This window comes from Aggregicoccus sp. 17bor-14 (genome assembly GCF_009659535.1).
Taxonomy (GTDB): domain Bacteria; phylum Myxococcota; class Myxococcia; order Myxococcales; family Myxococcaceae; genus Aggregicoccus.
Genome location: NZ_VJZZ01000019.1, coordinates 65682 through 78111 on the forward strand (window position 1 = coordinate 65682; position 12430 = coordinate 78111).

The 12430-nt window shown below is 75.0% G+C and carries 8 protein-coding genes; 7 read left to right on the forward strand and 1 reads right to left on the reverse strand.

Annotated features, from left to right (window positions below; genetic code table 11):
- Positions 1–53: 53 nt before the first annotated feature.
- Genes FGE12_RS26930 through FGE12_RS26950 form a run of 5 tightly spaced genes read left to right on the forward strand, consistent with a single transcriptional unit; the run spans position 54 to position 10033 of the window.
- Positions 54–959, forward strand: a complete 906-nt coding sequence (locus tag FGE12_RS26930) for a DUF2135 domain-containing protein (protein ID WP_153869489.1) — start codon at positions 54–56, stop codon at positions 957–959.
- A gap of 15 nt (positions 960–974) precedes the next feature.
- The gene (locus tag FGE12_RS26935; RefSeq protein ID WP_153869490.1) at positions 975–1550 is read left to right on the forward strand and encodes a DUF1175 family protein; all 576 of its coding nucleotides are present in this window, start codon (positions 975–977) and stop codon (positions 1548–1550) included.
- Complete coding sequence (locus tag FGE12_RS26940; RefSeq protein WP_194941166.1) at positions 1550–3097, forward strand: hypothetical protein; 1548 nt, start codon at positions 1550–1552, stop codon at positions 3095–3097. Before FGE12_RS26935 ends, FGE12_RS26940 begins: the two co-directional genes overlap by 1 nt.
- Positions 3094–7821 carry an MG2 domain-containing protein gene (locus tag FGE12_RS26945; RefSeq protein ID WP_153869491.1) on the forward strand — a complete coding sequence of 1576 codons (4728 nt, stop codon included), beginning with the start codon at positions 3094–3096 and terminating at the stop codon, positions 7819–7821. Before FGE12_RS26940 ends, FGE12_RS26945 begins: the two co-directional genes overlap by 4 nt.
- 4 nt (positions 7822–7825) lie before the next feature.
- The gene (locus FGE12_RS26950) at positions 7826–10033 is read left to right on the forward strand and encodes a hypothetical protein (protein ID WP_370459163.1); all 2208 of its coding nucleotides are present in this window, start codon (positions 7826–7828) and stop codon (positions 10031–10033) included.
- An 85-nt stretch (positions 10034–10118) separates the two neighbouring features.
- Here FGE12_RS26950 and FGE12_RS26955 read toward each other — a convergent pair whose 3' ends face one another.
- On the reverse strand, positions 10119–10706 hold the full coding sequence (locus FGE12_RS26955; protein ID WP_153869492.1) for a DUF4865 family protein: 588 nt from the start codon (positions 10704–10706) through the stop codon (positions 10119–10121).
- Between the two features lie 148 nt (positions 10707–10854).
- Between FGE12_RS26955 and FGE12_RS26960 the strand changes: the two genes are divergently transcribed.
- Complete coding sequence (locus FGE12_RS26960; RefSeq protein WP_153869493.1) at positions 10855–11496, forward strand: zinc ribbon domain-containing protein; 642 nt, start codon at positions 10855–10857, stop codon at positions 11494–11496.
- Positions 11497–11608: 112 nt separating this feature from the next.
- Positions 11609–12217: an FMN-binding negative transcriptional regulator gene (locus FGE12_RS26965; RefSeq protein WP_153869494.1), complete on the forward strand. Its 609-nt coding sequence runs from the start codon at positions 11609–11611 to the stop codon at positions 12215–12217.
- The last annotated feature ends 213 nt before the right edge of the window (positions 12218–12430 follow it).

Here is a 12430-nt window from a genome sequence, read left to right on the forward strand (position 1 = left end):
GCTGTGCACTTCTTGATAGAAGGCCGGCCCGTCCCCGTCCCCCGAGGCTCCGCATGGTGTCCCTGCTGCTGGCCGCGCTGCTCGCGCAGGCCCCCGTCGCCAACCCGCGCCAGCAGGGCGTGCCCGTGGGCAAGGGGCGCACGCTGCCCACCGTGCGGCTCACGGCGCCCACCGGCGGCTGGACGGTGGACCGCATGCTGACGGTGGCGGGCAGCGTGAGCGACACCACCATCGACCCGGTGGTGCTGAGCATCAACGGCGACCGCTACCTCATGCGCACCTTCAGCGGGCGCTTCGAGCGCAAGTTCCCCGCGGCGAGCGGCAAGAACGTGGTGACGGTGCTGGCCACGAACCAGGCGGGCACGGCGCGCGCGCAGGCCACGGTGTACGCGCAGGTGCCGCCAGTGCCGCTCAAGGCGGTGCTCACCAGCGACACCGAGGGCGTGTACACGGACCTGCACGTGTACGAGCCCACGAAGGAGAGCGTGGCGCCCGCGCCGGACGGCAAGGGCACGGTGCTGGACCTCAAGAAGATGGCGCACGTGTACTGGGCGGACACGAACAGCCCGAGCGGCGGCACCTTCTACCTCAACGAGCAGGGCGGCGACTTCGACGACCCGGCCTACGGCCCCTACCTCTACGTGCACCGCGCGCCGCCGCGCGGCCTCTACCTCATCGCCACGAACTACTGGCCGAGCGGGGACAAGGCGCACACCGTGGCCACCCTCAACGTCGCGCTCTACGAGGGCACGCCCTCCGAGGTGCGGCGCATGGTGCGCGTGCCGCTCGCGACCCGCGGCACCACGCGCATGCTCGCGTGGGTGAACGTGCTCGGGGACGGCAAGGCGGAGGTGTACGCGCCATCGCAGGACCCCGCGCCCACCTCCGATGCCTGGCCGCGCAACCTCCAGCAGGCAGTGGACGCGCTCACCAGCGGCGGCGTGGACAGCGGCGACTAGTCCTCCTCCGGCCCCATGCACGCCCTCCCGCTCCTCTGGTTGCTGCTGCTGCAGCAGGCGCCTGCGCCTTCGCAGGCGGTGCGCCTGCGCGACGAGCTCGCGCGCGTGGCGCTCGCGCAGGTGCGCGCGCAGGACCCGGCGTGGCAACCCTCGCAGCGCGACTGCGCGGGCCTGGTGCGCTTCGCCTTCCGCACGGCCTACCGCCGCGCTGCCCCAACGCGCCTCGCGCAGCCCCTGTGGCGCGATGCCGCCGGCGCCCCGAGCGACTTCGCGGACGCGGAGACGCTGCTCTCGCGCTCCTTCGCGCCGCTCGGCCGCGGTGAGGCGGCGCGAGAGGGCCTGCGCTCCGGAGACCTCGTCGCCTTCCGCATGGAGCGCGACGCGGGGCCCGTCTTCCACCTGATGCTGGTGGTGCGCCCCGAGGACCGGGCGCATGCGCCGGCGCGCGTCGTCTACCACCCGGGGGAGCGGGGCGCCGCCGTGCGCACCGGGCGCCTCGACGCGCTCGCCACCGAGGCGCCGCGCGAGTGGCGCCCCGTGCCCGAGAACCCCGCCTTCGTCGGCTTCTTCCGTCTCAAGGAGTGGATGTGATGCAGACCCGCCTTCCTCCCGCCCTGCTGGCGGCGCTCGCCGCCGGCGCGCTCGTCGCCGTGGGCGCGGGCGCGTACCTCCTCGGCCGCCACCGTGGGGGCACGCCCTCGGACACCTCGAGCCAGGGGGCCACGGCCTCCAACCAGGGCGGGCTGCTGCAGGCGCTGCCGCCGGTGTCCGGCGAGCCGCAGCCGATGGAGCCGCCCGAGGAGGCGCAGGAGGCCGCGCTCTGGGTGGACGTGTACGCGCCCGCGAAGGTGCGCGCGGCGCTCGCGAAGAATGCGTGGCTCACGCAGCAGCTGCAGGCGCCGCTGGGCCGCGGCTTCGTGGGCGGCTGGGCGGCCTTCCTCGGCACGCGCGGCGAGGACCTGGGCGGCTCCTTCAAGGGCGCGGTGCTGGACCTGCTCGCGGAGCAGGTGCTGGCCTCGCCCTTCCGCCTCCTCTGGCTCTCGGGCGACGCGCGCAACGGCACGCCGGTGCTGCTGCTGCCCGAGCCGGAGCGCGCGGCCGTCGCCGCCTACGAGTCGCTGCGCACCGTCTCGCGGCGCAACGCGCTGCTCGCCAAGGCGTGCCCGGGCGGGAAGGGCACGGCGCCCGCCGAGGGCTTCCGCATCGAGCGCCTCCTCGTCGCGGAGCAGTCGGTGTGGGCCGCGCGCTCTGGAGATCGCCTGGTGCTCGGCCGCACCGCTGCCTCCGTGCTGCAGGGGCTGTGCACGCCGCTGCCCGGGCTCGAGGCGCCGGCGAAGGACGTGGACGTGGAGCTGGGCTTCGCGCCCGAGCCGCTGGGCCGCGAGCTGCAGCTGCTCTCGCACGTGGCGGGCCTCGAGCACACCACGCTGCGCTTCGGCGTGGAGGGAGAGCGCCTCGTCGCGCGCGGGCTCGCGGGGCGCGCGCTGAAGGGTGAGCGCCGCCTCGATGCGGCCCCGCTCTCCGAGGGGCTCCTGAAGCTCGTGCCCGAGGAGACGCCGGTGCTGCTCGCGGTGCAGCTGCGCCTCCCCGAGTCGCTCGAGCCCGAGGCGCTCAAGGCCTTCTGGTCCGGCGAGGGGGCCGCGCCCAAGCTGCGCACCCGCGAGGTGGCCTTGCTCTGGACGCCGCGCGGCTCGCCCGAGGCTGCGACGGAGGTCGCGCTCGTCTGGGGACGCCCCGAGGACGGGCCCGCGCTCGAGCAGCTCTTCTCCGGGCCCAACGCCCTGGTGCGTGCGCCGCTGTGCGGCCACCTGGTGCTCGCCTCCACGCCCGCGGTGCTGGAGCGGGTGCGCCGCGCCTGCGAGGGCCGCTCGCCGAGCCTCTTGCACGCCTCGGCGCCGCTGGTGCGCGGCCTGCGCGAGAAGGGCTCGGTGGCCTTCGGGGTGAACACCGGGCGGCTGCTCGGGGGACTGCTCGCGGACGGGTATGTCGCAGGGAACGACGCCGCCGAGAAGAAGCCCGCGCGCGCGGCGCCGCCGGAGATCGAGGCGGCGCGGCGCGAGCTGGAGACGCTGCCGTACGTGGGACTGCGCGGGACGCTCGAGGGCAACACGCTGATGCCGGGAGGGTTTGGTTCATGAGGTGCACTGCTCGCATCGCGGCCCTGGCCGCGCTGGTGCTCACGGCCGGCTCGGCGCTGGCCAAGCCGCTCTACATCACCGTGCCGCGCGCCTACGGGACGCAGGAGCCGGTGGCGGTGGACGTGGCCTTCGAGTCGCGCGGCCCCGTGGAGCTGCGCGTGCTCGAGCCCTCGGACGTGGACGCCTTCCTGCGCGCGCAGGGCGACCTGCGCCGCGCCTACCAGGTGCCGCCCACCACGCAGAACCCGGGCAATGCGCTCACCCGCGGGCTCAACGCGGTGCGCGCGCCCGGCAGCTTCCTCCTCTTCGCGCTCGGCGAGGACCTGCGCCGTGCCGTCGCCCCGGGCCTCCCCGCGCGGCCGCCCCCGCCCTCGCCGCGCCCGCTGGTGCGCCTCGCCGAGGGCAGCGAGAAGCTCGTGGGCATCCCGCCGGGTTTCCGCGTGGTGCGCAGCCAGTGGCTCAACCTGGACCTGGGCGGCAATGACGGCGCCTTCAGCGTGCCGGGCTTCGACACGGCGGGCGAGGAGGGCGGCTACCAGGAGCGGCGCGTCTCGCTCGCGCCGCTGCCCGCGGGCACCTACGTGCTGCAGCTGGTGCAGGGGCGCATCGAGGGCCAGGTGGTGCTCGTCGTCACCGACCTCACCGTGCAGCTGAAGCAGACGGACGGGCGCGTGCTGGTGCGCGTGGCGGGCCGCGACCAGCGCCCCCGCGCGGGCGCGAAGGTGCAGCTGTACCTGCCCACGGGCAAGGGCCCCGCGGGCACCACGGACGCGCAGGGCGAGGTGACGCTCCCGGTGAGCGAGCCGCGCCTCATCGCCACCGCGTCGGTGGGCCGCGACACGGCGCTGGTGGACACGGACTTCTACTCCTCGCTCGCCGTGACGCCGGACGTGTTCCTCTACAGCGACCGGCCCATCTACAAGCCGGGCGACGAGGTGAAGTTCCGCGGCCTCCTGCGCCAGCCGGACAGCTTCCTCGCGCGCCTCTTCACGCCGCGCCAGCGCAGCGTGACGGTGAAGCTCACCTCCGCGGAGGGCCGCAGCGTGCAGACGCGCGCGAGCGTGGACGCCTTCGGCTCCTTCGCGGGCAACCTGCAGCTGCCCTCCGACCTCGGCACCGGCGTGCTCAGCCTCATGGCGCAGGTGGACGACCGCCAGCACGGCGGCGAGGCGCGCGTGCAGGACTACGTGAAGCCGACCTTCTACGTGGAGCTGCAGCCCGAGCGCGAGACGGTGGTGCCGGGCGAGCCGCTGCGCGCCACGGTGCGCGCGCGGCGCTACGCGGGCGGCGTGCCCGCAGGCGCGCGCTACGAGGTGTTCCTCTACCGCACGCTGCTCGATGCGCCGGCGTGGGTGGACGACGCGGGCAAGGGCGGGCAGGGCAGCGCCGTCACCTACGGCAGCCCCTCCACGAGCGAGGGCGCCCTCAGCGTGCCCGAGCGGCTCTACTCCTCGGTGGCCGCGCGCGAGTCGGACGGCGAGGACCCGTGGGCAAGCGCCGCGGTCTTCGACGCGAACGGCGAGGCGCAGGTGGAGCTCGCGGTGCCGCCGCTCGCTCCGGGCGAGGAGCGCCTGCCCTACCGCTACGCGCTCACGGTGCGCGCGCGCGACGACCAGGAGACCTTCGCCAACGCGAGCGCCTCCTTCTTCCTCTCCAAGGTGGAGGTGATGGGGGCGGCGCGCTTCTCGGCCGCCGTGGTGAAGAAGGACGCCGAGGCCTTCCTCGAGGTGCGCGCCACCACGCTCTCCGGCAAGCCCTACGGGGCGACGCCGGGCGAGGTGGAGTTCGTGCTGCGCCGCGCCGACGGGAGCGAGAAGTCGCTGGAGAAGCGCACCTTCACCACGGACGCGGCGGGCGTGCGGCGCGAGCCGGTGCCCACCTCGCGCGCGGGCGCGGTGCTCGCGCGCGTGACGGTGAAGGACAAGCGGGGCGAGGCCTGGACGGGCGAGGCGCAGCTGCTCGTCATCGGCGCGCCGGACGAGCCGGTGGCGCGCGTGCCCAACCTCACGCTCGCGGCGCTCTCGGGCACGCTCGCGCCCGGGGACACGGCGGAGCTCGTCGCGCTGCTGCCCGAGGGCTGGGGCCCGGAGGGCAAGGACGCGGGGCCCGTGTGGGTGACGCTGGGCGGCGCGGGGCTGTACGGCACGCAGCTCGTGCAGCTCGACGGGCGCACGCTGGTGCACCGCTTCGACGTGGAGAAGCGCTTCGGCAGCGCGGTGTACGCGTCCGTGGCCTACCCCACGGCGCAGGGCCGCTGGGAGGAGCGCACGGTGGGCTTCCGCATCGTGCCGCGCGAGCGCACCCTCACGGTGAGCCTGCAGCCGCGGCGCGCCGAGGCCGCGCCGCTGGGCGAGCAGGTGGTGGACCTGCGGGTGACGGACAGTGAGGGCGAGGGCGTCGTCGCCCAGGTGTCCGTGGGCGTGGTGGACAAGGCCGTCTACGCCATCCAGAGCGAGTTCCGCCCCGGCATCCTCGACTTCTTCTACCCGGTGGGCCGCAACAACGTGGCCACCTTCCTCTCTGCCGAGTTCCAGGGCTACGGCTACGGCGAGGCGCTCGCGCGCGCACTGCGCGGGCTGCCGCCGGACCACGCCTTTGCCTCGGTGAAGCCGCCCACGCGCCAGGCGCGCGACCTGGACCGCGACACCGCGTACTGGAACCCCTCCGTCGTCACCGACCGCGAGGGCCGCGCCACCGTGCGCTTCACCCTGCCGAGCAACCAGACGCTCTGGGTGGTGACGGGCGTGGCGGCGGACACCTCGGGCCGCTTCGGCGAGGGCACCGCAGGCTTCGCCACCCGCGGCAGCCTCAACCTCTACACCGCGCTGCCGCAGTTCCTGCGCGAGGGCGACGAGGCGCTCGCCAGCGTGCGCCTCTCCGCGGGTGAGGCGAGCAAGGCGCCTCAAGGCCTCCAGATCAAGCTCGCGGCCGCGGGCGTGCTGCAGGGCGCCGGCGTGCAGCAGGCGGTGCAGCTCGCGCCGGGTGCGGAGCAGGTGCTGCCCATGAAGCTCAGCGCGAAGGGCGCGGGGGCAGGGGAGCTCTCGGTGCAGGTGGCCGGCGGCAAGGAGCCGCTCGCCGAGCGCCGGCAGCTTCCCGTGCGCCCTGCGGTGCTCGAGGCGCCGGTGCAGGTGTCTCGCTGGGGCGGCGGCGCGCTCGCGCTCCCGGCCGCCGCGAGCGCACGCCTCTCGCACGTGGAGCTGGTGCTGCAGCCCTCGCTGGTGGACGCGGCGCTCGCCAACGTGCGCGAGCTGCTCACCTACCCGTACGGCTGCCTCGAGCAGCTCGTCTCCACCACCGTGCCCAACGTGGCCCTCTTCCGCACGCTGGAGAAGGCGGGGGCGCTGGACGGGTTGGATCCGCAGAGCCAGGCGCTGCTCGCCGAGGCGCGCAGCCGCGCGGTCGAGGGCACGCACCGCATCCTCGAGCTCGAGGTGCGCGGCGGTGGCTTCACCTGGTTCGACGGCTACAGCGAGCCCAGCCTGCCCATGACGCTCGTCGCGCTGGACGGGCTCGCGTACGCGGTGGAGGCGGGGCTGGTGGACCGCAACGAGCCGCGCATCGTGGAGAGCGCGCGCTGGCTCGAGGCGCAGGAGAACCTGCCCACGGAGCTGGATGCGACGCGCGCCTGGGTGCTCTCGCGCCTGGACGGCCCGCGCGCGGCGCCCCGCGTGCGCGCGCTGGTGCAGGCGGCCCAGCCCGGCGACCTCTACCCGCTCGCGCTCGCGGTGCTCGCCGCGGAGCAGGCCGGCGTGCGCCGTGAGCCCGCGCTCGCCTCGCGCCTCGAGCAGCTGGTGGCCCTGAGCCGCGAGGGCTTCGCCAAGCCCGCGCTGCTCACCCAGCCGGACGAGGCGCTGTGGCGCTACCCGCTGCGCCGCGTGGGCCTCACCGCGGTGCTCGGCCACGCGGCCTCCTACGGCCCCATCGACGTGGACGCCGTGCGCCGGCAGCTGCTCGAGCTGCTGAGCGAGCCCGGCCTCTCCACCTTCGACCGGAGCACCGCGCTGCTGCACTCGCTGTGGCTCGTGGAACGCGATGCGAAGCAGCTGCGCCGCCTGCCGCCGCCCGAGGTGAAGGGCGTGGGCAAGCCCGTGCACTTCAGCGCCCGGGGCCTCGGCCTCGTGGCCACCCTGGAGCCCGGCACGCGCAGCGTGGAGCTCGCGGACTTCCCCGGCGTGGCCAGCCTGCACGCTGTCGCGTCCACGCCGCTTCCGGACGTGAAGCCGGAGAGCGAAGGCATGAGCCTGTCGCGCGCCTACTACGCCCTGCGCGAGGGGACGCGCGTGCGCCTGAACGCGGGCGACAGCGTGCACGTGGGCGAGGAGGTGTACGTGGAGCTCACGCTGGATGCGCGCGAGGACAGCCGCGACCGCTCCGCCTACTACGTGGTGGAGGACGCGGTCCCCGCGGGCTTCGTGCCGCTGGGCGAGGACAAGGCCTTCCGCGCCGAGCCCTACTCGCTGCCGCTCGCCCCCGAGGCCCTCAAGCGCCGTTCCTTGAGCCCCGAGCGCGCCACCTTCTTCTTCGAGGAGCCCGCCTGGTGGAGCCAGAGCCCGCGCACGGTGGGCTACGTGCTGCGCGCGCAGTTCGCCGGCACCTTCTCGGCGCCCCCCGCGCGCATCGAGGACATGTACGTGGCGCGCGTGCACGGCCGCACCGCGGCGGACGTGCTCAAGGTGGTGCCCAGCGCGAGCAGCGCCACCGCCGCGGGCCAGGACGGAGGCTGAGGCCGTGACGGGTGGGGCCGCGCTGCTGGTGCTCGCCACGCTGGCGGCCACGCCTGCGTTCCAGACGCGCGGTGACCTCACCCCCGAGCCCGCGCTGCGCAGTGAGGCCGCAGCCGCGTGGGCCTCGCTCGAGGCGCTCTACGCCGCGCAGGCCGGCGGCCTTCCCGCGGGGCGCCCGGGAGACATCCTGCTCGTGCGCGGAGAGGCGCTCTCCCCCTCGCGCAACGGGCAGGGGCGGCCGGGCCGCGTGGAACTGAGACAGGCGGCGCCGGGCGTCCTGGACTCACGGCTGCGCGTGGCCCTGCGCCACGAGCTCGTGCACCAGTTGCTGTGGTGGGCGTGTCCGCAGGCCTCCGGCGACCGGCTCTTCCACGAGGCGCTCGCGCTGCAGCTGAGCGGCGAGCTGGAGGCCTGGCGCGAGGCGCCCTACCAGTCGCTCACGCACGCGGCCGCGGAGCTCTCTCGCGCCTCGAGCGTGGACACGCCGCGCGCACGCGCCGCCCTCGCGCGCGTGCTGGGCGAGACGCCCGGCTTCCCGCCCGCCCTCACGCGTCGCCTGCGCCAGTGCCACGACGGCGCGCGCTGGGCCGTGGACGTGTCGGTGGACGAGCTCGCGGGGACCGAGGTGGGCGCGGTGGCGGGGGCCACGCTGGTGCTCAGCCGCCACTCGGGCGAGGTGCTGCTGAGCGAGGGCGAGGTGCGCCGCGCGATGCCCTTCGGCTCCACGCTCAAGCCCTTCCTCGCCGCGGGCAGCCCCGGAGCGCCGCCCGTCCTCGCGCCGCGCCGCGAGGTGGCGGAGTGGGCCTGCGGCGAGCGGCTGCCGTCGCGCGTGGACCTGCGCGAGGCGCTGCTGCGCTCGTGCAACGGCTACTTCCTCGACTGGGACGGCGCCTCGCTCGGGGCGTGGGGCGCGGTGCTCGAGGCGGTGGGGCTCTCGGCGAAGCCCGTGGACCGCGCCGAGATCATCGGCCTGCGCGCCACGCTGCGCCTCTCCCCGTGGGGACTCGCGCAGGCCTACCGCCTCCTCGCCGAGGCGCGGCCCGAGCTGGTGTCGTTGCTGCGCGACAATGCCGTGCGCGGCACGCTCGCGGGGCTCCCGGTCTCCGCGCAGCTCTCCGGCGTGGCGACGAAGACGGGCACCGTGCGCGACGCGGCGAGCCGGCCGCGGCTCGGGTGGATTGTCGCCGTGGACGAGGACGTGGTGGCCGTGCTCGCGCGCCCGGGCCTCATGCCGCGCGACTTCGCGCAGGAAGTCCCCCGGCTGCTCGCCCGGGTGCGCGCGCGGCGCCCGGGGCTCGGGGCCGCGCAGGTGCAGGTGCTCGGGCTCCTGCCGCCCGAGGCGCCCGAGCTGCGCTGCCGCGGCGCGGGCTTCGCGCTGGAGGGCGGCGTGCCGCGCGCGCTCTCTCTGGAGTGGGGCAGGCTCTCGGACGCGGTGGCCGGGGGCGAGGCCGTGTGCCTCGGCCAGCCCTGGCAGGTGCGCTTCGCCCAGGCGCCGCAGGGGCGCGACTACGCGGGCGTCTTCTCACGCTCGCCCGCGCCGCCCTACCGGCTTCCCGAGGGCAGCGCCGCGCTGAGCCCGAGCGCCCTGCGCGCGCGGCGCGGCTCGGACTTCATCTTCCGCACCACGCTCCTGCAGTACGCAGCGGGCGTGGTGGCGGCCGAGGACGCGGCGCTCGAGGGCGCGGCGCACGAGGCGCTCGCGCGCGTGGCCGCCCACAACGCACAGCACGCGCAGAGCCGCCACCCGGGACGCCCCGTGTGCGACACCACGCACTGCCAGGCCTTCCAGGGCACGGTGCGCGTGCGGCCCGAGGACGAAGTCGCCCTCCGCGCTCCCGCACTGCGCTGGAGCCGGTGGCTGCCCTTCTCGCAAGGGGGCACCGAGCCCTGGCGTGAGGTGCGCCCGCTGAGCCAGGTGCAGTCGGTGCTGGGGCAGGGCGCGACGTCGCTGCGCTTTGCCGCAGGTCGCGTCTCGTGGCTGCACACGGTGCGCGAGGGCGGCAGCACCTTCGACGCGCCGGAGTCGCGCCCCTGCGAGCTGCTGCGCTCGGCGCTTCGCCTTCCGAGTTGCCCGAGCACCGCAGTGCTCCAGGGCGCACAGGTGCTCTTCACCGGCGAAGGTCGCGGCCACGGCGAGGGACTCGACGTGGAGGCCGCGCGCGCGAGCCACGACGACGCCCAGCACCTCCTCGAGCACGCCTACGGCGACTGACCGAGGCCGCTGCACCACGAGGATAGTGGGCGAAGGTGTCCCCTCTCCCTCTGGGAGAGGGTCGGGGTGAGGGATGGGCCGCGCCCTACCACGCCCGCCCGCGCGGCAAGTCCTGTAGCCGCGGACTCGAGACGTGCAGCAGTTGGTAGTGCTCCCCCGCGGCATCTTGCGGCGCCTCTCCGCTCCACAGCGTGAAGTGCACGAGCTCCCAGGCGGTGGGATCCACGAGCGCAGCGGCCGAGTGCACGCCACGCGCGGAGGCCTGCGCAGCCAGACCCTCCACCGCCTCGTGCGCGGCATCTGCGAGCGGCCGCTCCGTGCCCAGCCGCACGGTGGTGCGCGTCGCCGCCACCGGTGTGACGTCGAAGCCGGGACCGGGCGCGAAGCCGAGCCCGGTCCAGTGGCGCACGGTAGGCCTGCCGAAGTCGCTGATGATGCCGGCGAAGCCCGGCCCGAAGAGGAACTCCTTCATGCCGGCCACGTCCGCCCACAGGTAGAAGGGCGCGTACTGGTTCACGGGCGAGCCGTGCACGCCCTTCTCGCGGATGGCGTAGGCCTTGATGCCGAGTCCGCGGAACGCATCCGTGCGCGCGCCGCGCGTGGCCACGCGGTGGCGGATGATGCCCATGTCGTAGTCGGCGGGCAGGGTGAGCTCGTACTGCATGGCGTGCATGGGCCTCTCCGGTGTGGCTGTCCGGAGCCTCCTTAACGGGCCCCGGGCCGGCCCGCAGGTGTCTCGCGAGCGCCGGGGCGTCACGGGTTCATCACACGCGCGTGGGACCTTGCTCGCACCTGGCCGAGCACCCCGAGGACCCACCGCGATGATCCAGTTCACCCGCAACTACAGCGACCGCTCGAACGACAGCGGCTTCCAGTTCGAGTTCTTCTGCGACAAGTGTGGCAACGGGCACATGAGCCCCTTCGTCACGAGCAAGTTGAGCCTCGCCTCCTCGGTGCTGAAGGCGGCCGCGAGCCTCTTCGGCGGAGCGGCCTCCAGCGCCGCCTACGCGGGGGACCACCTGAAAGACGCGATGCGCGGCAAGGCCTGGGACGAGGCCTACTCCGAAGCCGTGAAGGGCGGCCGCGAGCACTTCGAGCACTGCACGCGCTGCGGCAAGTGGGTGTGCCCGGAGGCATGCTGGAACGCGGCGCGCGGCCTGTGCGAGGAGTGCGCGCCGGACCTCGCCGAGGAGGCCGCGAGCATCCAGGCGCACGTGGCCGTGGAGCAGACCTGGGAGAAGGCGCGCGGGGAGAACCAGGTGGCGCACCTGGACATGAAGGCGCCGCGCACCGTCGCGTGTCCGCACTGCAGCGCCCGGGTGGAGGGCGGCAAGTTCTGCCCCGAGTGCGGCAAGGGCCTCAGCACCCAGGTGGCCTGCGGCGGCTGCGGCGCGCAGGTACCGGCCGCGGCCAGGCTCTGCCCCGAGTGCGGTCAGCCCCCGGTCAAGCCGGGCCGCGGATGAGGCGCGCCCGCCTGCGCCCGAGCAGGGTAGGGCGCTCCGCAGGACGGCGACGACGCGCGGCCGCACGGGTCGCTCGCGCGGCCGCACCGCCCGTGCCTACCGTTCCCCCGCCATGTACATCCCCGCCCACTTCCGGGTCGACGACCCCGCGCTGCTCCTCCCCCTCATCGAGCGCTACGGCTTCGCCACGCTCGTCACCGTAGAGGAGGGCAGCCCCTTCGCGACCCACCTGCCCCTGCTGCTGCGCCGCGGGCCGGACCGGCTCGTGGGACACATGGCGCGCGCAAACCCGCAGTGGCGCGGGCTCGCGCAGCAGCGCGAGGTGCTCGCGCTCTTCCAGGGGCCGCACGCCTACGTCTCGCCCTCCTGGTACGCGAGCGCGCCCAACGTGCCCACCTGGAACTACGCGGTGGTGCACGCGTACGGCGAGGCGCGGCTCATCGAGGAGCCCGCGCAGGTGCACGCACTGCTGCAGGACACCGTGACCCAGTACGAGTCCGGGCGTGAGCGGCCGTGGCGCCTCGAGGAGGCCGCGGACTACGCGGAGCGGCTGGTGAAGGGCATCGTCGCCTTCGAGCTGCGGCTCACCCGGCTCGAGGGCAAGTTCAAGCTGAGCCAGAACAAGGGCGCCGAGGACCGCGCCGGCGTCATCGCGGCGCTCGAGGCGAGCGAGGATCCACTAGAGCGCGAGCTGGCGCGGATGATGAGGCGCGTGGGCTGAGGCTCTTCAGGAGAGCCGCGAAGGCCACGACATGCGACGACGCGGATCGATGCTGTCGCAGCAGATGGAGTCCATGCCGCAGGTGAACGCGCACATCGCCCTGGGCACGCGTCCTCGCTGCAGGTGGGGCGTCGGGACCGGAAGCGTGACGGAGCGCTTCGGCCCCTCGCGATGGGGCGCTGCCAGTCTGCGGCGTTCAGGGGTGACACGTTG